Annotated in this window: 16 protein-coding genes; 12 read left to right on the top strand and 4 right to left on the bottom strand. The window is 67.7% G+C overall.

The features are described 5' to 3' along the window. Nucleotides 1-58: 58 nt before the first annotated feature. From E7742_RS22745 to E7742_RS22760, 4 genes are all read left to right on the top strand, one after another. Nucleotides 59-8,974, top strand: coding sequence for a helicase-related protein (locus tag E7742_RS22745; protein ID WP_254699377.1), 8,916 nt, complete (start codon nt 59-61; stop codon nt 8,972-8,974). A gap of 78 nt (nt 8,975-9,052) precedes the next feature. Further along, nucleotides 9,053-9,241, top strand: a complete 189-nt coding sequence (locus E7742_RS22750; protein ID WP_137801388.1) for a hypothetical protein — start codon at nt 9,053-9,055, stop codon at nt 9,239-9,241. Further along, entirely contained in the window at nt 9,238-10,233 is a 996-nt protein-coding gene (locus E7742_RS22755) for a Fic/DOC family protein (protein ID WP_137801389.1), read from the top strand. The genes E7742_RS22750 and E7742_RS22755 overlap by 4 nt, the downstream gene beginning before the upstream one ends. Before the next feature lie 319 nt (nt 10,234-10,552). Next, nucleotides 10,553-11,542 carry a DUF4192 domain-containing protein gene (locus tag E7742_RS22760; RefSeq protein WP_137801390.1) on the top strand — a complete coding sequence of 330 codons (990 nt, stop codon included), beginning with the start codon at nt 10,553-10,555 and terminating at the stop codon, nt 11,540-11,542. A 147-nt stretch (nt 11,543-11,689) separates the two neighbouring features. On the opposite strand, the gene E7742_RS23340 is transcribed toward E7742_RS22760, so the two are convergent. Genes E7742_RS23340 through E7742_RS22770 form a run of 3 tightly spaced genes read right to left on the bottom strand, consistent with a single transcriptional unit; the run spans nt 11,690 to nt 13,012 of the window. After that, nucleotides 11,690-11,857: a hypothetical protein gene (locus E7742_RS23340; protein WP_175420659.1), complete on the bottom strand. Its 168-nt coding sequence runs from the start codon at nt 11,855-11,857 to the stop codon at nt 11,690-11,692. Nucleotides 11,858-11,873: 16 nt separating this feature from the next. Next, nucleotides 11,874-12,422, bottom strand: coding sequence for an HNH endonuclease (locus E7742_RS22765; RefSeq protein ID WP_137801391.1), 549 nt, complete (start codon nt 12,420-12,422; stop codon nt 11,874-11,876). A 14-nt stretch (nt 12,423-12,436) separates the two neighbouring features. Continuing rightward, entirely contained in the window at nt 12,437-13,012 is a 576-nt protein-coding gene (locus E7742_RS22770; RefSeq protein ID WP_137801392.1) for a hypothetical protein, read from the bottom strand. A gap of 247 nt (nt 13,013-13,259) precedes the next feature. Between E7742_RS22770 and mobF the strand changes: the two genes are divergently transcribed. The 7 genes from mobF to E7742_RS22805 all read left to right on the top strand — a co-directional run bounded on the left by mobF (nt 13,260) and on the right by E7742_RS22805 (nt 22,214). Next, on the top strand, nt 13,260-17,513 hold the full coding sequence (gene mobF, locus E7742_RS22775; protein ID WP_175420660.1) for a MobF family relaxase: 4,254 nt from the start codon (nt 13,260-13,262) through the stop codon (nt 17,511-17,513). Between the two features lie 49 nt (nt 17,514-17,562). Continuing rightward, nucleotides 17,563-18,615: a hypothetical protein gene (locus E7742_RS22780; protein ID WP_137801393.1), complete on the top strand. Its 1,053-nt coding sequence runs from the start codon at nt 17,563-17,565 to the stop codon at nt 18,613-18,615. Between the two features lie 190 nt (nt 18,616-18,805). Then, a complete protein-coding gene (locus E7742_RS22785; protein ID WP_137801394.1) occupies nt 18,806-19,207 on the top strand; it encodes an ArsR/SmtB family transcription factor in 402 nt (133 codons plus the stop codon). After that, on the top strand, nt 19,204-20,301 hold the full coding sequence (arsB, locus tag E7742_RS22790; RefSeq protein WP_137801395.1) for an ACR3 family arsenite efflux transporter: 1,098 nt from the start codon (nt 19,204-19,206) through the stop codon (nt 20,299-20,301). Before E7742_RS22785 ends, arsB begins: the two co-directional genes overlap by 4 nt. Nucleotides 20,302-20,306: 5 nt before the next feature. After that, entirely contained in the window at nt 20,307-20,720 is a 414-nt protein-coding gene (locus E7742_RS22795) for an arsenate reductase ArsC (RefSeq protein ID WP_137801396.1), read from the top strand. Nucleotides 20,721-20,733: 13 nt separating this feature from the next. Next, nucleotides 20,734-21,780, top strand: coding sequence for an ArsO family NAD(P)H-dependent flavin-containing monooxygenase (locus E7742_RS22800; protein WP_137801457.1), 1,047 nt, complete (start codon nt 20,734-20,736; stop codon nt 21,778-21,780). Nucleotides 21,781-21,806: 26 nt separating this feature from the next. Then, nucleotides 21,807-22,214, top strand: a complete 408-nt coding sequence (locus E7742_RS22805; protein WP_137801397.1) for an arsenate-mycothiol transferase ArsC — start codon at nt 21,807-21,809, stop codon at nt 22,212-22,214. A gap of 55 nt (nt 22,215-22,269) precedes the next feature. Here E7742_RS22805 and E7742_RS22810 read toward each other — a convergent pair whose 3' ends face one another. Continuing rightward, nucleotides 22,270-22,770, bottom strand: coding sequence for an ArsI/CadI family heavy metal resistance metalloenzyme (locus E7742_RS22810; protein WP_137801398.1), 501 nt, complete (start codon nt 22,768-22,770; stop codon nt 22,270-22,272). A gap of 96 nt (nt 22,771-22,866) precedes the next feature. On the opposite strand from E7742_RS22810, the gene E7742_RS22815 reads away from it, so the two are divergent. Beyond that, nucleotides 22,867-23,226, top strand: coding sequence for an Rv2640c family ArsR-like transcriptional regulator (locus tag E7742_RS22815; RefSeq protein WP_137801399.1), 360 nt, complete (start codon nt 22,867-22,869; stop codon nt 23,224-23,226). Nucleotides 23,227-23,246 lie beyond the last annotated feature (20 nt).

Consider the following 23,246-nt stretch of genomic DNA (forward strand, 5'->3'; position numbering starts at 1 on the left):
TGACGAACTCGTCGGGATCGAGCTGCAGGGCGAGTTCCTGGCCAAGAAGCTCGCCTCCGTGAACGTCGCCTTGGCGAAGGCGCAGGACCGAGGTCTGGCTGCCGGCGTCGAGGTGAACAGCCGGCGCGCCGCGGCCATCACCAACGAGATCACGCAGCTTCGAGCTCAGTGGCGACAGCTCTCTGCGCGAGAAGGGCTGCTGCGCAACGAAGTGCAAGACCTCGGCATCGAACCCGAAGCGGTGCCGAAGCGGACCGTCCGTGAGGTCGGAGCGGCCCGCGAGACGTGGCGTGACCATCCGGCGACGGATGCTCAGATCCGAAAGCTCGAAGAGTTATCCCGTGAGGTCGACACGCCGTTCGATGTCGACCCGAACATCACCAAGGGCCAAGCCCACGATGCAATCTCGGGCATCCTGTCCGGGACCATCACTCAGGTCCAGTTCCGGGACCGCCCGGCGGGCCCGATGTTCATCGAGGCCGCCGAGCCGCTCCCGGAAGTGACCCAGCCCCGGCCCCAGCCCGAGATCGAAACCCCGGGGGCGGAGCCGCCCGTTCGCACGCCGCGGCCGGTCGTGGACCCGCTCGCGGTGGTTGAGCGACGGTTGATGGAGCGGCTGGCGGCGCAGGACCCCGACGCAGACGCCGCGGTGGGGGCGCAGGCCAATACAGCCAATCAGTTCCTCGACTGGGCGACCGGCCATTTCAAGGTGAAGGCGCAGGTCGCGCTGGCCGACTTGATGAGCGAACGCGACACGTTGACCGACGAGATGTTCGTCGTGTGCCGCACGATCCTCGCGGATCCCAAGCGGTGGAGCGAGTTCGGCCACCGCGCAGCGGAGGCGTACTGGGAGGCGCACCGCGACGAACCGGTCCAGCATCCGACGACGGCGGCCGTCACCGACGCGATCGTCGAGGCCCGCGCGAGCGAGGATCGTGCCGTAGACGAGGGCTATCTGGACACAGCCCAGGGGGTTCTCGCTGACGTCGCGGCGGAGGGTGCGTCGTCCGAGGAGCGCGCCGAGCAGGTCGAAGCAATCCAGGACGCCCTCGATTTCGGTGCCGGCCCGGAGCTCGATGACTGGTGGGCACGTGGCCGTGCCGCGTTCGACGCGGCCATGCCGATGGATCTACCGGCACCGGAGACCGATCCGGGCCTGGCGGCCGCGCTCGGGAAGCTGCGTAGCCGCCGTGCCCGTGAAGAACTGACGAACCAATGGTTCGCCGGCGCCCGGCAGGGGCAGCGCGAAGCGACGGCGGATGATCGCGCGGCGTTGCTCGCAGAGGCAGCGCATGACCCGCGAGTGATCGCCGAGGTCGGCGGCCGCGGGACGGACTACCTGCCGTCCTTCCAGCCACACACGACCGCGACCCGGAACGTGGTCACCGAGTTGGCCAGGGGCGGATCGCCGTTGCGGCAGGCCGCCGCGCAGCTGATCCTGCGTGAGTATGACCTGCCGACCGAGTTCTACGAGGCGTCGCACAGCGAGTGGATGCGGGCGCATGGCCACGAGCTGACCTGGGACGAGACCACCCGGCAGGAGTGGACGTCGTGGATGCAGATGCAGCTGCGTCGCGATCCGCTGATCGGATCGTGGGCCGGGTATCCGATGGCCACGCGCACCTACCTCATCGAGACAGGCATCGAGACGGCGTTCGCCGTCCTCGCCGAGGAAGGTCCCGATCTGGTCGAGGCGACGGCGGCCATCCCGGAATCGCGCCTCGCGGCCGAACTGCGCGGTGACATCATCCCGAACCTGTACGCCGGCGAGGATGCCGAGGCCGCGCGCACAGCGCACCTGTTCAAGAACGCGAACGGTAGCGAACTCACGCTGCGTAGCTTCGAGAACTCGACGCTGCGACCGTCCCCCGTCCGCGGCTGGGACTTCACCCTCAACGGCGGCGGAACATCGACCACCTGCGGCCGCGATCCCCGCGTCGCCGTCGGAGCGATACTCGACGCCCGCAGCCTGCCCATCCCGGAGTGGATCGAACGCGTCTACCGTCCGTATGCGCAGGCCCGGGAGACGGTGCTGAACACGGCGGTCCTCTACGAGCGTGGCCACGAGTTCTATCACGCGGCCGCCCGCAGTGATCTGCTGTGGAAGTACGACGACCGAGGCAACGCCGCAGCCTCGTCCGACCTGGTCACCGCCGCGCGTGAGTCGATCATCGAGGACCTGCGCCGCACCCTGCCCGAGGAGGTCGCGCTACTCGAGGCCACCGGCATCGACCTGGACTGGACCCTGCGGACCGACGTCGACAACCAGGTCATGCGCGACCTACGCACCGCGGGAACAGATTCCTACGGCGTCGACACCGGCGACATCAGCGCCGGACCGGCCGGGTCGATCTACGTCGGCGACCCGAACGGAACCCACGTCGTCGTCAACCGCCGCTGGGCGCAGGGCTTCACCAGCCAGGTCATCACGATCGACGACCAGGTGTACGCCGGCGTCGACACCATCCGCGACGCGATCGCCGAAGCACGAGCTCAGCTGGCGCGCAGCCCGCAGCGCACCGAGCCCACGGTCGAGACCGGCAGCAGCAATGCTCCTGCCCGCGACGAGCGAATCGTCGACGTCGAGGTCGAGGAGGCCGACCCGTCCCCGCCGCGAGTCGTAGCGCCCGTCGTCGACGACACGGGCGCGATCACCTTCGACGAGGTCGACACCGACCAGGAACCCATCATCGCCACCGGTGGCCAGGGCCAAGAGTGGGTCCTGGCAGACCATCTCGTCGTCGACCACATCGGCCCCGCCGCCGGACCGCCGGCCGAGGTCGACACGGCGACCGCCGCCGACGTCGTCGAGGAGTTCACCGCCGCATCCGGCGAGCTGATCGTCCCCGACACCGAGTTCGGCGAGCCGATCAGCAGCCCCCTGTGGCGCACCGGCGACCTGGTCAAGGTCCGCAAGGAATCCGGCGGCTACGCGTGGGTCTCCCCCGCCACCGCAGCCCGCTACGCCTCCGAGAACGCCCCCGAAGCCGAGCCCGAGGCCCCGACGCAGCCGGAGGCCGCATCAGCAGCCGAAACTGCCGAACCAGCAGTCGAGCAGCAGGAACCTCGTGCAGGCCCGCAGTCGGTGCCGGCCACCGACTTCGCCCTCGGCACCGACGTCCACGTCCCGTCGGGCGCGAAGGCCCGCGTGCGCGCGAACATCGCGGCCGCACGCCTGGTGCTCGAACTCGACGAGCAACAGCGCCCCGCCACGGCCGAGGAACAGGCCGTACTCGCCCAATGGTCGGGCTGGGGTGCGGTCCCCGAGGTCTTCGACAACCGATCGAAGTTCCTCTCCGAGTGGGCCGATGAGCGCGCCGCGCTCCTCGATCTACTCGGCGAGAAGGGGTTCTCGCAGGCCCGCGAGACCACCCTCAACGCGCACTACACCGATCCGGCGATCGTCGGGGAGCTGTGGCGGGCGGTGCAGCGAGCAGGCCTACCCGACGGTGCGCTCCTCGTCGAGCCCGGCTGCGGGGCCGGCCACTTCATCGGCACCGCGCCCGCCGGGGTGAACATGGTCGGCGTCGAGATCGAGCCGATCAGCGCCAAGATCGCGCACTACCTCTATCCGTCCCAGCAGATCCGCAACCACGGCTTCGAGCGCGCGTTCGCCACCGACAACACCTTCACCGGCGCCATCGGCAACGTGCCGTTCGGACGATGGGCACCGGTCGACCCGATCCACAACGCGGCCGGGCTGACGATCCACAACGCGTTCATCGCGAAGTCGTTGGCGCTCACCGCACCCGGCGGCTACGTCGCGGTCGTGACCAGCAAGTTCACCTCCGACGCCAAACGAGGCGACCAACGCGCCCAGATCGCCGCCAAGGGTGACCTCGTCGGCGCCGTGCGCCTACCGACCGGGGCATTCGATCGGCAGGCCGGCACCCCCGTCGTCACCGACGTCCTGGTGTTCCGCCGCCGCGAGGACGACGCCCAGCCGACCCAGGACACGGTCGAATGGGCGCTGCCCGCCCGCCAGATCGCGGTCACGGACGCGAAGACCGGTGAAGCCGAGACCTACTGGATCAACCCGTACTTCCAGAAGCACCCGCAGCGGGTCCTCGGCAGACTCGCGGTCGGCAACGGCCAGCACGGCAACCAAACCCTGATCGTGCAGCCGGACACCGCGACGCCGCTCGCCGAGCAGCTCCGCGGACAGCTCGACCCGATCATCGACCAGGCCGTCGAGCAGGGACTCGGATTCACCGCCGCAGCACCGAATCCAGCGGACGTCGAGGTGCACACCGCGCCGGGGCTGCGCACCGGGGCCGACCTCGACTCGTCCGAGGTCCTGCCGGGCACGATGCGGTTCAACGAGGTCGACAGCCGGTTCGAGCAGTTCACCGTCGGTCGAGGATGGAGCGAGGTCAACTGCCGCGGCAAGGATCTGGCCGAGCAGTGGAAGAAGCTCATCGCTCTCGGCGAGACCGTCATGGAGCTGTCCGAGGCCAGCCGGGACGCTGCCAGCACTGTCGCCGACCGGGACGTCATCCGCGGCCGCCTCAACGGCCTCTACGACGACTACACCCGCCGATGGGGCCCGCTCAACCGATTCAAGCTGACCGCCCCCAAGCCTCTGACCGAGGAGAAGATCGCCGATCGGCTCGACAAGGCGATCACGAAATGGCGGGAGAAGGTCGGGCGCGCCGAGGCGATCGCCGACGGAATCGACCCAGAAGACGCCGGCCCCTACACCGGGTCCATCCCCGACGATGTCCTCGAAGAGATGCAGGAGAAGGCGGCCGAGGAACCGAAGCCGCAGAAGAACCAGCATCACCTGCAGGGCGCGATCGCCCGGGATCCCCGTCTGGGCATGGTCCTAGCGATCGAGGACTTCCAGTCCCGGTTCGACGGCACCGACGCCGTGGCCACCAAGTCCGCGATCTTCACCGAGGACACCACTCCGTTCAAGGAGAGGGCGCAGTCGGCTGCCGACATCGACGAGGCCCTGGCCATCTCGTTCGACGAGCTCGGACACATCTCGCCGGCACGCATGGCCGAGCTGCTCGACCTGTCCGTCGACGAGGTCCTCGACCGGGCGGACGGGCGGATCTACCCGTCCCTGCAGGCCTCCGACCAGTGGGAGCTGGCGACCGTCGCACTCTCCGGCCAGGTGCGCAGCAAGTTGGCGATCGCCCGGATCCGCGCCACCGACGACCCGCGACGCTACGCCGGACTGGTCACCGCCCTCGAGGGAGTCATCCCACCGGAGGTGGACCCCACCGACATCGGCGTCCGCCCAGGCGCAACGTGGATCCCGGTCGAGGACTACCGACAGTTCCTCATCGAAGAGTTCGGGCTCAACCCCCGCCGCCTGACCGTCGAGCACGACGAGGTGACCGGCAACTGGAAGATCGCCACCGAACAGTCCAGCCGCCACCAGGTCCACACCGGATACGCCGACAAGTACGGCAACTCCCGACTGACCGGCGTGCAGATGATGGAGCTGATCGCCAACAACAAGCCGGTCCAGGTCAACAAGACCAAGGAGGAGCTCGAGTTCTCCCCGAAGCCGCGGTTCCACGTCAAGATGACCGAGACCGCTCAGTCGGCAGCGAACGCGCTGCAGGAGCGGTTCGAGAAGTGGCTGTGGTCCGACGGCGACCGATACCTGCGGCTGGCGAAGGCGTTCAACGAGAAGCACAACAGCTTCGTCAAACCCGCACACAGCGGGGAGCACAAGAGCTTCCCCGGGCTGAATCCGAAGTACAAGCCGTACGACTACCAGGCGGCCGCGGTGCAGCGGTTCCTCCACGACGAGACGATCCTGCTCGACCACGTCGTCGGCGCCGGCAAGACCGTGACCATCACGACCTCGTGCATGGAGGCCAAGAGGCTCGGACAGATCAACCAGCCCTGGATCGTCGTTCCGAACCACCTGCTCGCGCAATGGTCGGCCGAGGCCCGTGACGCCTACCCGAACGCGAAGATCCTCGTCGCGTCGGAGCTCGACGGCCGCGACGACCGCCAGCGGTTCGTCGGTCAGACCGCCGTCGGCGACTGGGACCTGGTCATCGTGCCGCAGTCCGTGTTCGGCCTCATCGGTATGCGCCGGGAGGCACAGATCGAGTACCTCGAAGGTGAGATCACCGAGCTGCGCATCGCACTCGACGCCGCGAACGAGCGGGGCGCGGAGTTCTCGGTCAAGCAGATCGAGAACGCGTTCAAGGGCGCCACCAGCAAGATCGAGAACCTCGTCGCCGCCAAGTCGACCGACGAAGGACTCACGTTCGAACAGTCCGGCGCGGACTTCCTGTTCGTCGACGAGGCACACGACTACAAGAACCTCACACGCCCGTCGAACAGCACGGACCTGTCCGTCGCCGACGGCAGCCAACGCGCAACCGACCTCGAAATGAAGGCCAAATACCTACGCGAGCAGGCTCACCGACGCAACGCCGAACGTGGACTGCCGAACGCGCCGGCCAAGGCCATCGCGTTCGCCACCGGCACCCCGATCACGAACTCGCTGTCGGAAATCTGGGTGATGATGAAGTACCTGCGCCCAGACCTGCTCACCGAGGCCGGTCTCGGCCGCATCGACAACTGGGCGGGCACCTTCGCCAAGCCGGTCACCGTCGCGGAAATGAACGCCACCGCCACTCGCCTGCAGATGAAGACCCGCATGGCGGAGTACGCCAACGTCCCACAGCTGGTCGCAATGTACGACCAGTTCCGCGACGTCGTCACCTCCGACCAGATCCCGGTGCGACTGCCCGAGATGGAAGGCGGCGCACCGACGATCGTCGAGTTCGACATGGGACAGGACGCGATCGACGCTGTCGCGGACCTCGACGTGCGGTTGTCGAACATCAACGGCGACCCGATGGACCTCGACAACAGCCTCAAGGTCAGCACCGACGGCCGCAACCTCACCATGCACCCACGCCTGGCGAACTTGCCGGCGCCCGCCCCGGAGAACAGCCGGGTCGAGCACGCCGCCGATCTGATCTGGCAGTGCCATGCCGACAACGCAGACCTGCAGATCCCCGCCGACAAGTACGGTCCCGAGATGACGGGTGTCTTCCAGTTGGTGTTCTGTGACCGCGGAACACCGAAGGCCGGCAGTGGCCCACGCGCCCGCAACGTCTACACCGAGCTGCGTGACGCGCTCGTCGAGCGTGGCATGAAGCCCGAAGAGATCGCCTTCATGCATGACTACGACAACCCGAAGGCGAAGGCGAAACTGGTCGAGGCGTGCGCCGACGGCCGCATCCGCGTGCTCATCACGTCGACGAAGAAGGGCGGCACCGGACTCAACGTCCAGCGCGCCCTCAAGCAGATGGTCAACCTCGACCCCGCGTGGACGGCCGCGGACATGGAGCAGCGGATCGGCCGCATCATCCGGCAGGGCAACGTCAACGAGTCGGTCAGCGTCGTGAACATGGTTGCCCGCCGTTCCTACGACGCGATGATGTACCAGTACGTCGCTCGCAAGGCGAGTTTCGTGGGCATGATCCGCAAGGCCGACCTGCCGCCGTCGATGGAAGACATCGGCGGAGACCTGGCGGCGTCGTGGGCGCAGTCCAAGGCCGCCGCCACCGGTGACCCGGTGTTCGTCCAACAGGTCGAGGCCGATCAGAGGGTGGCGAACCTCGAAGCCCGCCGCGACGCCGTCCTCAACGCGAACGCCGCACGCAACGCGGCGATCCGGGGCCTGCAGGCGAACATCACCGCCACCGAGAAGCAGATCCCCGAGCTGCGCGGGACCACCGACAAGCTCAACGAGTGGGCGCAGATCGAGGACCGTGCAGCGAAGATGTGGAACTTCCCGACCGGACCGGTCGCCGACGGCGACACCGCCGATCTCGGTGACGCACTCCGTCACGCCCTCATCAACACCACCGGCGAGGTCACCAAATCCAAGGACGAGGTGCCGTTCGTCGTGCTCAACGGCGTCCCCGTCAAGCTCGCCTACGTCCAGGTCCTCGGCGAGTTCTACATCTCGGTCGGTGGCATGGAGAAGTGGTACGACCGCGATCAGATGAACAACGTCCTCGAACGTGCCAGCACCGCACAGGGAATGCTGGGCACCATTCGGCGCCTCGCCGCGGCCGCCACCGAGCGCATTCCAGCGATGGAAGCACAGCTCGAACGGGACCGCGAGAAGCTCGCTGCAGCGCAGGCAGAACCGGAGCTCGAGTTCACCCAGACCGCTGAACTCGACAATGCCCGGCTCGAAGCCGACGAGCTCCGCCTGGAAGTCAACGCGCGCGAGAACTCCCCCGAGGCGCTGCGTCGGGCAGAGACAGAGCGCGAGCGGCGGGCCGCGGACGGGCAGTACGAGCGGTGGACTCTCGACCTCAACCCGACCGAGGCTTGGGCCGAACAGAACGGAATGAGCAGGGAGGAACTGATCGCATCCGTGCCGGCGAAGATGGCGGCCGCGCGCCAGACGTGGGCCGATCAGGCCGAGGCACGCGAGGCCAATCGGAAGTCGCAGCCCTGGGTCGCGACCGACGCCACCGAGGCTGTGTGGCAGTACGGTTTCGACGCCGAGTCTAAGATGCCCGGCGCACGAATCAGCTGGAACGACCGACAGTGGAACTGGGAAGCGTGGGACGGCCAAGGCTCGGTGGACACCGACACCGCCAACACCCGCGGCGAGGCGTTCGGCCGGGCCGCCCGAGCTGCCGGCGAGTTCGCACAGGCGAACGACATCCCGGAATCGGCACTGCGCGAAGCAAGCATCGAACGGCGCCAGCGCCTTGAGGGCGAGGACGCCGTCGTGGAACCGACCGAGCCCGTGGCAGCGGCGGACAGTGCCGTAGTCGAACCGACAGAGCCGATCACCGAGACGTCGATCGACGGCAGCATCGCCCGCGGACTCGGCGCCGGCACGAACCTGCGGCCGCTGCGCGACCTGAGTGCCGCCGAGCCGCCGAACGACGTCGGGGCGGCGGCCGAGGAGAGCCGGCCAACCGAGAGAGAACTCGACCTCGGCGAGGACGACGGCCGCGCGGTCTGACGCGCCATAAGATCGGATCAACGGGTGGAGCGAGGCACATTCGGTCTCGCTCCACCCCGCACGCACTGAGGGGGAACTATGAGCACCGAGAGAATCAGCGAAGCCGAAGCACAAGAGGCGTACGAGCGCCTGGCCCCGATCGTGGAGATGGGCGGAGCAACCGTCGACCCGCGCGACGAGGAACTCACCGTGCAACTGCTGCAGGGCACCATCACCTTCGAGGAGATGACGGCCACCGTCCTGCGCGAGGCGGGCATCGACAAGTGAGCAAGCCCCGGGGCTTCTCGCAAGAGTGGGTCGACTACTTCATCCCCGAGACCGTCTCGTACGACCCGCAGACTGGGTGGCCGAATCTCGACGACGCCGTCATGCGCAACCTCATCGCGGTCGATCTGGGTTTCGAGCATGGTCTGCCCGACCAGACCATCGTCGACCGCCTCGAGGTTGCGTCCTCGATCAAGCGGCTGCACGAGCTCGAACGAGACCCCATCCCGGGGAACTACGACCTCGCTCACATGCAGCGGATCCACCATCACCTGTTCCAGGACGTCTACCCCTGGGCCGGCGAGATCCGTACAGCGCCGCGGGACTGGCCGATGACGAAGCTGGGCCCGAACGTCAAGGCCCACCTTGCCGGTGAGCCGAACCCGCCCGAGGTCCCTCACTCCTATTTCGCCGCGAAGGAGATCGTTCCAATCGCCGGGCGAGAACTCGACCGCATCGCCGCGAAAGACAATCTGCGGGGCCTGGACCGAGACCAGTTCGTTGACGAGCTGACGACGGTGTGGGCGCGGGTGAACTACGTCCACCCGTTCCGGGAGGGAAACACCCGAACGCAGTTCGCGTTCTTCCGGCAGCTCGCGGCCGAGGCCGGCTACGAACTCGACACCGAGCGATTCCGCGACGCCGTCAGCGCACCGGGCGCTGACAACGCCGTCGCCGGTGACCTACGCACGAAGTTCATCTGGGGCCGGTTCCAGTTCCAGCAGACCGGCGAAACGACGCTCCTACGGGAAGCGCTCGACGAAGGAATACGGCCGACACCCGAGGCCGATGCAGGAGACGATCTGCCCGTCGGCCCGATCATCGAACGAGGCTACGACGTGAGCGCTCTGAGTGCCGCAGCAGCAGGGCATCCGCGGTCGACCGGGGCGATGCTCGCCGGGTACAACGAGGCACCGCATGTCGCCGGGCATCCGGCTCCGGCGGACGTCGAACTAGCGCACGGCCACACTGCCGATAGCGGGTACGAGCGGTAAGGACTCATCGGGGTGCGTTGCACAGTTGTACGCCTGCGGCGCACCCCGAAACGAGCTCCGCTGCGCTCCGCCCCTGGAAAAGACTTCTTCCTTTTTCCCTTCTGGCCTTCCGATTTTGACCGGCGGTGACCTCCGCGCAACCCCTTGGCGCTACGCGGCCTGACGGCTCCGAAAAATCTCTCCCCCGCTGCGCTCCTCCAAGATTTTCCGGCCCCAGAGGTTGCACTCCGGCCCCCTCATACCGGTCCAAATACTCCATGCCAGAAGGGCAAAAGAACGGGCGGGCCGCCGAGGTCCGTCCCAGACCGGAGGGGGCGCCATGACCACCAACCCGATTCGCATCAGCACTGCAACCGAGATCGTCACCGCAGTCCCCGCGCTGCTCGGCTTCATCCCGCAGCGGTCCGTCGTCGCGATCCTGCTCGACGGCGCGAAGGTTGTCTGCGCCATCCGAGTCGACGCGGGCATGGACCACCTCGCCACGCAGCTGCTCCCTGTCGCGGAGAAGCAGGCGGTCGACTCCATGATCCTGGTTTCGGTCGCCGACGCGCAGCACACCGATCAGTCGCTGGCGACCCTCGAGGCGATCCGTGCGACCCTGGCAACCGCCGGAGTCGAGACGCGCCGAGCGCTCCACACGGCCGCAACCGAGCAGGGCGCCGAGTGGACGGACATCGAGACCGGCGAGAGCGGTGTAGTCGACAACCCGAGCACGACGGCAGCGAACCTCAATCGCCTCATCGAGGGCCGGAGCTTCGTCGCGAGCCGCGAGGCGATCGAGGACATCTACGCGCCCACCGAGGTTGATCCGACCGCAGAAATCAACCGCGCACGTGCGATCGCTCGCATCCAGGGACGTGACTCCTTCGCCCGCACCACCATCACCGAGCTGGCCGCGCTGGTGACGGATCGGCAGACACCGAGCGCCGAGCTGGCGGCCCGAGTGGGAGTGATGATGGCGGACGACGTCGAGGCGCGCGACATCGTTCTGGGGCTCGCTATCAACGCCCCCATCGAGGCGCACGACGCGGTCGCGGCGATCGCTCGCCACCTGACAGGCATCGAGCGCGCCGAGGCGCTCACCGTCGCCGGATACTTCGCTTACGTGGCGGGACGCGGACCCGACGCGGGCATCGCATTCGCCGCAGCCGAGAACGCCGCTGCGGCGGCCGGAGACGTTCCGCCGCGCCTGCTCGATCTGCTCAACCGAGCGCTCAGCAGCGGCATGACCCCGGCCCAGATGCGGACCCTGGGAGACGCAGGGATCGAGGCCGGTCGCAAGCGCAGAGTGTCGCTCACCGCGAGCTAGCCGCGAGTGACAGTAGGCCCCGGAGGTGGTTGCACCTCCGGGGCCTACGCCGTTCGGTCGGTGCGTCACCGCAATCAGTTGTGTTCGGGCATCGAGCCCGAACACAACTTCGCGGCTGGGCACGCAGCTCACCCAACGGGCGGCTCGCTACAGCAGGTCTTCCGCGCCGTCGGCGGGAAACGAGACGTCGACGCGAGGACCAGAGTCGTCCAGCGGCTCGCCGGCAACGACGCGACCGAGGTCGTCATCCGACACACGAACCGCGTCCTTCGTCAACTGATACAAGGCCGCCTCCGCGGCCGACCGCTCACTCATGTCGTCCCTTCCTCCCTCAGAACAGGATGCCTTGGTCTGGACCGGGATCAGTCTTCGCCCGGAGTAGTGCAACTTCGTCATAGCCGTCTCGGAGCGCATCGCGGATATCGAGCGACCGCTGATAGCGCGAGCGCCCCTGGCCGTCGAGAAAGGTGTGGCCTGACAGTCGGCCGAGCGCGATTGCGTATCTCACGTTCTCGCTGTGCGTCGACTTCACCAAGTGCGCGTGTCCCACCCGCACGCACAGCGGCTCGTTGCACTTGTGCTCGCACACGACACCATCACCGAGCGGCCCGTGCACCAGTTCGACCGAGAAGCGATGCGCCAGCATCGTGCGCTGACGATTGTCTCGTTGGAAGTTGAACCGTCCGTACCCATCGGGCGCACTGATCGCTCCGACCCAGTACCAACACGTCGGCGACTTCACGACCTTCGACCAGAACGACGCGACGTTCTCAGCCGAGGGTTGAAGGGTGTTGTCGACCACCCGGACGCGCGACGGACGCGTCGACGCCGACGCCGGCGCATCGAAGTCGAAGCCGAAGAGCGGCTCGTCGTCGACCACCGCTCACAGATCCGTCACGACGCGACGGTCACTGGCTCAGACGCAGCACCACCGGACTCACTCGCTGCCGCCGCGGTCGATGACGGAACCTCAACGAGGCCGGCTGCAGCGAGGTCCTGCTTCGCCTGCTCGACAGTCTTCTTCGCCTCCCGCACGCTCACGCCGAGGACCGACGCCAACTCGGCCACTGATGCGTCCTTGGCGAACACCGCGATCGCACGGGCGTAGTCGAGCAGCAACGCGTCTTCTTGCGCCTGCTCCTCCGCAGTGAGGCTGCTGTCTGTCGATTCCGCTTCCTTCTTCGCGGCCTCGATCTTCGCCTCGTACTCCTGACGCAGCTTCTCAATCTTCTTGTCCCGCGCCTTCACCAACTGCTCGATCTTCCGCTCGGCAGCGGTCGAGCGTGACTCGACAACGGCATCCAGCTTCGCGAGTTGCGCGGCAACCTCATTGATCGGGCCAGCCAGCTTCTCGAGCTCGGACTGACGCGCCAGCAGACGCTCCCGCTCGCGGCGCAGGTTCTCGCGAACGTTCGGGGCAGAGTGCGGTCGGAGGGAGCGGCGTGCCGCCGCATTCGAAGACGTGGCCATAGGCCGCAGTGTATCGGCTCGCGCCGCTCGCGGGGGGTTCCGCACTTGGGAGCCGTGTCGCCTTGGCATGTCACAGCTTTGGTCACCTTCTCGACAAAACCTCCCGTCAGATGCCTAACACACGCAGGCGCGCTGCTCTGACAGAACCGTCGAGGTTCTGTCAGACCCTGGTCTGACCTGCGGCCAGACCAGAAAACAACACACACCTCATGCACTAAAGTTGCGACCTGGCATAATCGGCCCCGTGATGACCGTCCACAAGCTCAGTGCTGGGGACGGCTACGTCTATCTCACGAAGCATGTTGCGGCCGGCGACGCGACCGAGTATCGCAAGGCTGACGCGGTCGACTACTACGTCGCGAAGGGCACCCCGCCGGGGATCTGGTGCGGAAAGCTCGCCGAGAAGGCCGGCGTGGAGGTCGGTACCGAAGTCACCGAGGACGCAATGCGTTCGGTGTTCGGCGCGGCTCGCACCCCGAACGCCTTCGCTACCCGGCCCGGCAAGGGGTCGACGCTGGACGAGCGCCTCGACTGGTCTGAGAGCACTGCTCTCGGACGGGCGTTCTCCTGGTACGAGAACAGCCAGGAGTTCGTGAACGACGTCGAGGAGCGGTGCTCGGCGTACAAGGCCACTTACGGCGAGTACCCGGATTCCGCTGCGCGGGCTGCGATCCAGCAGACCACCGCACGCAAGCATTTGCGGCGCGCCAAGGGCGACAAGGTCGACCTGATGAGCGACGAGGATGTCACCAAGTTCATCACCGAGCAGTACGCGAAGATGCGCCAACCGGTGGCCGGGTACGACCTGGTGTTCACGCCGGTGAAGTCGATCTCTCTGCTGTGGGGTCTCGGCGACGCCCAGGTGAAAGAGGCTGTCGAAGAGGCACATAAGCAGGCCGTCGACGAGGCCCTCGCCTGGATCGAGGACGAGGTGATCTACACCCGTCGCGGGGCCGGCGGCGCCCGCAAGGTCAAGGCCGAGGGGCTGCTGATCGCACGGTTCGACCACTTCGACAACCGTGTCGGTGATCCGAACCTGCACACCCATTCCGCGATCCTGAACCGGGTACTGGCAGAGGGAAAGTGGACGACGATCGACGGCCAGGTGCTCTACAAGGCGAACGTTGCTGCGTCGGAGCGCTACAACACGCGCGTCGCCGATCTGGTCGCGCGCAAGCTCGGCGTCACCTTCGCCCCGCGCCCCGATACCGCCGTCGGCAAGCAGCCGGTGTACGAGGTCGAGGGCATCCCCGTAGGGCTGCTCGAGGAGTTCTCGCGGCGCGCCCAGATCGAGGATCGACAGGCCGAACTCGCACGCGAGTACAAGGACAAGTACGGCAAGAACCCGCCGAAGAAGGTGCAGTACGCGCAGGCGCAGCAGGCGACGCTGGACACCAGGAACGCGAAGAACCCGCCACGATCGTTGGCGGAGTTGCGCGCCGAGTGGCGCGAGCGCGCGTCCGCGATTCTCGCGGGCTCCGACCCCAGCACGCTGGTCAACGAGGTGCAGTCCGGTCGCGATCGGCGGCCTGCGTTCTACGCCCCGCAGCTGCCTGCTCTCGTGCAGGAAGTGACCGACGATCTTTCGCGCAAGGTCGGTTCGTGGACCGTCTTCTCTCTGCAGGCCGAGATTCAGCGTCGGCTGCGAGAGTTCAGTTTCGCGGGCGAGATGGACGTCAACGAGTACGTCTCGGACGCGGTCGATCTCGCCGTCCGCGACTACTGCCTTCCTACCTTCACCGAGGTCTACGACGCGCCGGAGAGTGTCAGCGAACGCGTCGAGCGTGGGCTGCGACGAATGGTCGACGTCGATCGGGCAGAGATGCGATACACCGCGCAGGCGGTGCTCGACGCCGAAGAGTTCATGCGTGACAACGCGGAGATCGACGACGAGCACACCGTCGCCGAACGCGTCATCCGCCGACAGATCCGACGAGCGGAGAAGAAGGCCGGACACACCCTCGGATCCGACCAGATCGCGATGGTCGAGCACTTCCTCACTGCGAGGAAGAAGGTCGCCGTTGCTGTCGGTGCGGCGGGCGCCGGCAAGACCACCGCGGCGACAGTGATCGCCCGCGCATGGGAAGACACCAACGGAAAGGTGGTCGCCCTCGGGCCGTCGGCCCGTGCTGCAGAGGTGCTCGGGGAGGAGATTTCCGTCGAGGGACGCACGATCGCGGATGTGCTCACCCGCGCCCGCGTCGGCATCCCGACCGGCATCGACAGTGGCGATCTTCTGCTCGTCGACGAGGCCGGTATGGCCTCTGCTCGCGACCTCGCGGACCTCACCCGCATCGCGATGGAGGCCGGCGCAGTCGTCCGCCTGCTCGGTGATCCCCAGCAGCTCGCCTCCGTCGAAGCTGGCGGTGTTCTGCGTGATCTGGCCGAACGAACCGACGCCCCGTTCCTCGAACAGGTTCACCGGTTCAAGACCGAGGGCGAAGCCGAGGCCAGCCTGCTTCTGCGTTCCGGAGCCGACAACGCGCTCGACTGGTACGAGCGCCGTGACCGCATCCGTGACGGAATGCGGCACGAGCTGCCCGACATGGTTTTTGACGCGTACGTCGCCGATGTCGAGGCCGACAAGGTTGCCCTCATGGTCGCCCCGACGAACGACCTGGTCCGCGAACTCAACATCAAGGCCGCCGCGTACTACCGCGCCAACGGCACCGTCACCGGACCCGGAGTCGTTCTTGCGGACGGACTCGAAGCCGCTGTCGGCGACGTCGTCGTCACCCGCAAGAACAACAGCAAGTACGTCGTGAAGGACGCCGACGGACAACGTGCCGGGCGCGTGAAGAACGGTGACCTGTGGACCGTCTCCGAGATCGGTGAGGACGGTTCACTGCGCCTGCGGAACAACGTCTCCGACGGCGAGGTGACGGTCGCAGCCGACTACATCACCGACAACGTCCAACTCGGCTACGCAACGACGGTGCACCGTTCGCAGGGCATGACCGTCGGTAGCTGTCACGTTCTCGCGGCCGCGAACATGGACCGCCAGTCGCTGTACGTCGCGATGACTCGCGGCAAGAACACGAACATCGTCTACGCCGCCAACGATGAGCTACCCGACTGGGACTTCGAGCATCGGCCAGACGAGCATCCGGCCGCGATCGACCTTCTCAACAAGATCGTCGCCCGCGACGGTTCGCAGCGAACCGTGCACCAGATGATCGAGGACGAGCAGCGCCAAGCCGCGTCGTGGGACCGACTGCGCAGCACCCACAACCTCGCGGCCGGCGCGCTCTACGAGAATCTGACCGAGAACCTGCTCGGCGAGATCCTCACCGAGCGCCAGTTCTCGTGGGTCCACCAGCTCGGCGGCTGGGACAAAATCGTCGAGATCGTCGCGCAGTCCGAAACCTTCGGCTGGGACACCCGCGCCTTGTTGTCGGATGCGGCCGCGGCGATGCGCGCCGCCGGAAAGGCGGGCGAGCTCGACAGCGAGAATCGCGCTCCCGGCCGCGTGATGGCCGATGCCCTGCAGGCTGCGACGAGCCGCGAGAACAGTATCCCCCTCCCCCGCACTCGCACCGACGCGGTAGCCGGATACTCGGTGCCGGCCCTGAGCGAGGCTGCGGCCGAAACCGATCCGATCCTCGCCGCCTTCGTCCGATCGCAACAGCAGCAGATGCACGCGTTCGTCGACGCGTACACGACCGCGGCGATCGCCGAGAACGCCGCATGGGTGACGGCAATGGGCGACCCAGGGACGGACTCGCGGAAGATCGCGATGTGGGAGAAGGCGGTGCGCGAGGTCGCGCTCTCCCGCGTCAAGAACTCCGCGCCAGCCGACGAAGCCGACCCCGTGGCGTACCTGGCCGAGGCGCGCGCCGAGCAGATCACACGAGTGATCGACAGGGTGCAGTCCGCACCGGCTCGACGCTCCCCCTACGCCGATCACACCACGGCCGAACTCGCGGCCGCGCGTGAATCGAGTAAGCGGCGGATCGGCGAGACCCGGACCCTTATCGCTCTGGCGAGGCAGGAGCTCGACCGCGCACAGGGCAAGGATTCAGGCACCGCGGCCGTCGATTCCACGGTCGCGGCCGTCGCGGCGGACGAGCAGAAGATCCACGCCGTGCGGCAGGCCCGGGAAGACCTGGAACTGCTGCGCCGCTCCGGTGTCACCACTCGCGATCAGCTCGACAGCGCCGCCCGGGCGGTATCGGCCGCAGAGGCCACTGCGCCGCCGGAACGCCGTTGGCCCGTGATCGAGAGGTCCGCACAGTCGAATCGTGCGATCGCTGCGCAACGCGACCGCGCCCACGTGACGGACGAGCGCGTCGTCGGAAAGCTCAACGACCGCATCGCCCGCTTGGAGACGTCGCTGTCGGCCGAGCGCGGGCACCTCAAGTCGATCGACACGGAGATCGAGCGCCGTGACGGCTCCGGCAGGCGCGACGCTCGCGGCCCGCAGCGACCCACAGGGCCGCCGATCGCGCGCGAAGAGGCTCCGCGCGTCGACCGCGATCACGGACCAGACCTGGATATGTGAGATCACCGGATCCTCGCCAGAACGCGAGGGGGGAACGAGGAGAGACGACATGGCTGACAACGACAACAAGCGCCGATTCGGTCGACCGCAACGGGCCCGCGCGGTCGACCCGGGACCGGATGGAGCGGCGGCGCCGCAGCCGGACTGGGCGCAGCCAGCGCGCCCGGCGCACGAGCAGGCTCACCAGGACGTCGTGGATGTCGCTGGATTCCTCTCGAAGGTCGACCGTGCTCGCGCGCAGGGCCGCTCGGTGCCAAAGCCCCAGCCGATGCGCGAGGTGCTCGGCGCGTTCCACAGCTCGCCCCGGGACCAGACACGGGTTCAAGTTCTCGCCGCGGCCGCGACCGCTCGCCACCTCGAGGGGGCGCAGTCCGCGAACGCGCAACGCTGGGAGCGGCTGGCGCGGGAGAACGCCGACCGGCTCGAAGCTCTGCGCCGTCAACAGCACCACCGTGAGCAGGTCGCGTACCAGGCGGCGCGGATGAGTCCGGAACAGATTCAGCAGCGTGACGCGCAACGATCGGCCTCCGAAACCGAGTCCGACAAGCGCGCGTTCGACGCCGCGGCCGCAATTGCGCTCGGCTACGTCGCAGCCCGAGGACTTCCTCCATTCGACAGACTGGCCGCGCTGTCCGCCGAGCATCTCGACGTCCCCGCGCAGGAGCCGACCTTCGAGGTCGACGAGGAACCCACCGCCGACGTGCAGTCCGACCCGTCCGCCAGCCCAGATCTCGAACAGGGCCCCGCCGCTGATGAAGCGGTGGACATATCAGCGGACCTCGAACCGGTGGCCCCACCGGAAGCGGGCGGTGCATCCGCACTGAACAAGCTGGGGCCGGAGCTCGAACGCGCCGGCCGCGGCCTGGCGAGCGCGATCGGAGCCACGCACGGCGACGATGAAGTCGCGCCGAACCTTTCCCCGGTCCATCTGCCACAGGTCACCGACGAACTTCTCGGCGCCCTGCGCGCTGCGCAGCTAGGGCATCCGCGGTCCGTGACCGAGATGCTCAACATCGAGCGCGAACCCGACCAGAACAACGAGGCCGCGTTCGTTCCCGATATGGGCGTCGAACGCGACCACTCGATGACAGCCGACATGTAGGCCCGGCCATTTAGTGAATCGCTGGGGCTTGAAGCTGGGAACGCGGCAGCAACCGACGCGGACGGGCGGGCGGGGAGTCCGAGATTGCTTGCAACTTTGCCGAGAACCTCTTCGTCTCTGCCCGCGGGTTCTTCCTACGGGCGCGGGAGGCCCAGTTGAATACTGATTCGATGTTTGTCAATATTGGCGTATGTCGATACAGGATGGCCGAGGTGAAACGGCCTGCTGCTCGCCGCTGATGAGGGAACCCCTGACTGAGGATTGGGCTGGGGACCTGGCCCGGATGTTCAAGGCGATCGGCGATCCGGTGCGTCTGCGGATGCTGAGTCTGATCGCGAGCCACGAGGGCGGGGAGAGCTGCGTCTGCGACATCTCGCCGGCGTTCGAGCTGTCCCAGCCGACGATCTCGCATCACCTGAAGGTGCTGCGTGAGGCCGGTTTGCTCGATTGTGAGCGGCGCGGCACGTGGGTGTACTACCGGGTGATCCCGTCTGCGCTCGCGCAACTGTCGGCGGTGCTGTGCCCCGAAGCGGGTGTCGTCGAGGGCTCGGCCTGCGTGCCCGACGCCACGGTCGTGGAGGTGGCTCGGTGACCGAGACGACGACGCACCCGGCCGTCGTGGGCAAGCTCTCCGCCCTCGACCGGTTCCTGCCGGTGTGGATCGGGGTGGCGATGGTCGCCGGCCTGCTCCTGGGCCGGATGATCCCGGGTCTCGGGGACACCCTGAGCACGGTCGAGATCGACGGCATCTCGCTGCCGATCGCCCTCGGCCTGCTGATCATGATGTATCCGGTACTGGCGAAGGTCCGCTACGACCGACTCGACACCGTCACCGGCGACCGCAAACTCCTCCTCGGGTCTTTGCTGCTGAACTGGGTACTCGGCCCGGCGCTGATGTTCGCGCTCGCCTGGATCTTCCTGCCCGACCTGCCCGAATACCGGACCGGGCTGATCATCGTCGGCCTGGCCCGCTGCATCGCAATGGTCATCATCTGGAACGACCTCGCGTGCGGCGACCGGGAGGCCGCCGCGGTGCTGGTGGCGATCAACTCGGTGTTCCAGGTGATCATGTTCGCCGTGCTCGGCTGGTTCTACCTCTCGGTCCTGCCGGGCTGGCTGGGGCTTGAGCAGACCACGATCGACACCTCCCCGTGGCAGATCGCCAAGTCGGTGCTGATCTTCCTCGGCATCCCGCTGCTCGCAGGCTTCCTGACCCGCCACTACGGCGAGAAAGCCAAGGGCCGCACCTGGTACGAGCAGAAGTTCCTGCCCCGGATCGGGCCGGGGGCGCTCTACGGGCTGCTGTTCACGATCGTGATTCTCTTCGCGTTGCAGGGCGAGCAGATCACCTCGCGGCCGATGGATGTGGTGCGGATCGCGATCCCGCTGCTGGCGTACTTCGCGATCATGTGGGGCGGCGGCTACCTGCTCGGAGCCGGCATGGGTCTCGGCTACGAGCGCACCACCACGCTCGCTTTCACCGCCGCCGGCAACAACTTCGAGCTTGCGATCGCCGTGGCGATCGCCACCTACGGCGCCACCTCCGGGCAGGCGCTGGCCGGGGTCGTCGGCCCACTGATCGAGGTGCCGGTCCTCGTCGGCCTGGTCTATGTCTCCCTCGCGCTACGCGTACGCTTCACTCCACCCGCAACCACCGCCCGTCCGGCGGCAGTGAAGGAGCCGTGAGAACCATGGCCACCCCGTCCGTCCTGTTCGTCTGCGTCCACAACGCCGGCCGCTCCCAGATGGCCGCGGGCTTCCTGGCCCATCTGGCCGGTGACCGGATCGAGGTCCGCTCCGCCGGTAGCGCGCCCGCCGACCAGGTGAATCCGGCCGCGGTGGAGGCGATGGCCGAGGTCGGCATCGACATCTCCGCTCAGTCTCCGAAGATCCTGACTGTCGATGCCGTGCAGGCGTCAGATGTGGTGATCACGATGGGGTGCGGTGACACCTGCCCGGTGTTCCCGGGCAAGTCCTACCGCGACTGGGTGCTCGACGACCCGGCAGGACAGGGCGTCGACGCGGTCCGCCCGATCCGCGACGAGATCCGCGCCAAGGTCGAGGCCCTGGTCGCCGAGCTGACCGCGCGGACCGCCGAGCGGTAACCGGCGAATGTCGATGCCGACGAGCGTGGATGTGGGCGTGGTCGGCGGCGGGCAAGCGGGCCTGGCCGCCGGCTACTACCTGCGCCGGGCCGGGCACCGCTTCGTCATCCTCGACGACCAACCGGCCGCGGGCGGCGCGTGGCCGCGCATGTGGCCGTCGCTGCGGCTGTTCTCCCCGTCGCAGTTCGCGGCCCTTCCGGGGTGGCCCATGCCGCTGTGGCGGGACGGGTTCCCACCCGCCAGTCATGTCGTCGACTACCTCACCGCCTACGAGCAGCGCTATGACCTGCCGATCGAGCGGCCGGTGCGGGTGAGCGCGGTCCGCCGCGAAGGCCGCAACCTGCTGGTCGAGGCGGAGAATCGGATGTGGCGGGCCCGCAGGGTCATCAGCGCCACCGGAACCTGGCAGCAGCCCTTCTGGCCGATCTACCCCGGCGCCCGCACCTTCACCGGACGCCAGCTGCACACCGTCGACTACCGCACCCCGGACGAGTTCGCCGGCGCGGACGTCGTGGTCGTGGGCGGCGGCAACTCCGCCGCCCAGCTCGTCGCCGAGATCTCCACCGTCGCATCGACAACCTGGGTGACCACCCGGCCGCCGCGGTTCCTGCCCGATGGTGTCGACGGCCGGGCGCTGTTCGAGGTCGCTTCCCAGCGCGCCGCCGCCCTGGCCGCCGGACGGCCCGATCCAGGCGGGGTCGCCGCGCTCGGCGACATCGTGATGGTCCCGGAAGTCCTCGCCGCCCGCGAGCGCGGCGCCCTAACCGCGCAGCCGATGTTCGACCACCTCACCCCCGACGGTATCGCCTGGGGCGAGCGCCGCCAGCACGCCGACGTCGTGTTGTGGGCCACCGGCTTCCGGCCCGCCCTTGCTCACCTGCGCCCACTACGACTGCGCGGCCACGACGGCGCCGTTCCCACCGCCGGCACCCGCGCCCTCAAGGAACCGCACCTGCACCTGCTCGGTTACGGCGACTGGACCGGGCCCGGATCGGCCACCATCCTCGGCGTCGGCCGCACCGCGAAATCCGCTGTCGCCGAACTCGACCTCGACGACTGACCCACACTTCTCGAAAGGACCCTGCGATGAACGCACCCTCGGTGCTGTTCGTATGCGTGAAGAACGGCGGCAAGTCCCAGATGGCCGCCGGACTGATGCGCGCCGCCACCGGCGACCGCGTCGACGTCCACTCCGCCGGCACCAGACCCGCCGCCGCGATCAACGCGCTCTCGGCCGAAGCTCTACTCGAGGTCGGCGTCGACATCACCGGCGAAACCCCGAAAGCGATCGACCCACAGCTAGTTCGAGATGTCGATCTGGTCGTCACCCTCGGCCGCGAAGCATCCGTCGACCCGGTCCCGGGCACCGCGTTCGAGAACTGGGACACCGACGAGCCGTCCGAGCGCGGCATCGACGGCATCGAGCGGATGCGGCTGGTCCGCGACGACATCGCCACCCGCGTCACCGACCTCGCTACTCGTCTACACCCCTGAAACACCCGTGTCGGCCGCCCCGGCTGGGGCGACCGACACACAGGGCTCGCGGTGTTCAGCAGCAGGAATTGCCGGCGGCAGCCGCTTCCTTCTCGTCCTTCTCCTCTGCCGCGGGGGCTGCGGTGCCGCAGCACACGCCGCCCTCGGACCCCTGCGGGCCGTCGAGATGCTGGGGGCTCGAGCCGAAGGTGTCGGAGTCGGCGAGCACGGTGTAGACCTCCCACTTCTCACCGGCCGGACCGGTCACCCACACCTTGTCCTGCGTGGCGAAGCAACAGGTCGTGCCGATCTCCTCGTCGGTGAACAGGCCCTCGCCGGTCAGGCGCGCGATCTCCGCGTGCACCTTCTCCGACGACTCGACCTCCACGCCGAGGTGATTGATCGTGCCGCCCTTGCCCGGGTTCTCGAGCAGCACCAGCTTGAGCGGCGGCTCGGCGATCGCGAAGTTCGCATACCCGGGCTTGCGCTTCGCGGGCTCGGTGCCGAACAGCTTCGAGTAGAACGTGACCGCCTCGTCCAGGTCGTCGACGTTGAGTGCGAGTTGAGCGCGTGACATGACAGCCTCCAGCTATACGACATATATCGAATTACTTGCGTCTATAGACTGCCACGATTTCGACATAAGTCAAGATGGTTCGGTAGGATTGTTGCCATGCCGAAAGCCTTGCCGGTCATCGACGTCAGTGCACCGATCTGCTGCGCGCCGGTCTCCGCTGCCCCGATGGGCGACGATGCCGCACTCGAGGTCGCGCTGCGCCTCAAGGCCCTCGCCGACCCGGTCCGGATCAAGCTGATGTCGATCCTGCTCACCACCGACGCGGGCGAGGTCTGTACATGCGACCTCGCTACCGGCGTCGACCTGGCCGAGTCGACCGTCAGCCACCACCTCGGCCAACTCCGCAAGGCCGGCATGGTCGAATCCCAGCGGCGCGGCATGAACGTCTACTACCGCGCCCGCACTGATGCCCTCGACGCACTCCGCCTGGTGCTCGACCCAAACTGCTGCCGCTGACTACCCCACCGAAGGCTGTT

Source organism: Rhodococcus sp. SGAir0479 (assembly GCF_005484805.1).
In the GTDB taxonomy this organism is placed as follows: domain Bacteria; phylum Actinomycetota; class Actinomycetes; order Mycobacteriales; family Mycobacteriaceae; genus Prescottella.

What these genes read in the sequence shown, in the direction of transcription:
- E7742_RS23340 (WP_175420659.1), bottom strand. Translation starts at nt 11,857, where the DNA reads ATGAGTGAGCGGTCGGCCGCGGAGGCGGCCTTGTATCAGTTGACGAAG.
- E7742_RS22760 (WP_137801390.1), top strand. Translation starts at nt 10,553, where the DNA reads ATGACCACCAACCCGATTCGCATCAGCACTGCAACCGAGATCGTCACC.
- E7742_RS22770 (WP_137801392.1), bottom strand. Translation starts at nt 13,012, where the DNA reads ATGGCCACGTCTTCGAATGCGGCGGCACGCCGCTCCCTCCGACCGCAC.
- E7742_RS22810 (WP_137801398.1), bottom strand. Translation starts at nt 22,770, where the DNA reads ATGTCACGCGCTCAACTCGCACTCAACGTCGACGACCTGGACGAGGCG.
- E7742_RS22805 (WP_137801397.1), top strand. Translation starts at nt 21,807, where the DNA reads ATGAACGCACCCTCGGTGCTGTTCGTATGCGTGAAGAACGGCGGCAAG.
- mobF (WP_175420660.1), top strand. Translation starts at nt 13,260, where the DNA reads ATGACCGTCCACAAGCTCAGTGCTGGGGACGGCTACGTCTATCTCACG.
- E7742_RS22800 (WP_137801457.1), top strand. Translation starts at nt 20,734, where the DNA reads ATGCCGACGAGCGTGGATGTGGGCGTGGTCGGCGGCGGGCAAGCGGGC.
- E7742_RS22795 (WP_137801396.1), top strand. Translation starts at nt 20,307, where the DNA reads ATGGCCACCCCGTCCGTCCTGTTCGTCTGCGTCCACAACGCCGGCCGC.
- E7742_RS22750 (WP_137801388.1), top strand. Translation starts at nt 9,053, where the DNA reads ATGAGCACCGAGAGAATCAGCGAAGCCGAAGCACAAGAGGCGTACGAG.
- E7742_RS22815 (WP_137801399.1), top strand. Translation starts at nt 22,867, where the DNA reads ATGCCGAAAGCCTTGCCGGTCATCGACGTCAGTGCACCGATCTGCTGC.
- E7742_RS22785 (WP_137801394.1), top strand. Translation starts at nt 18,806, where the DNA reads ATGTCGATACAGGATGGCCGAGGTGAAACGGCCTGCTGCTCGCCGCTG.
- E7742_RS22780 (WP_137801393.1), top strand. Translation starts at nt 17,563, where the DNA reads ATGGCTGACAACGACAACAAGCGCCGATTCGGTCGACCGCAACGGGCC.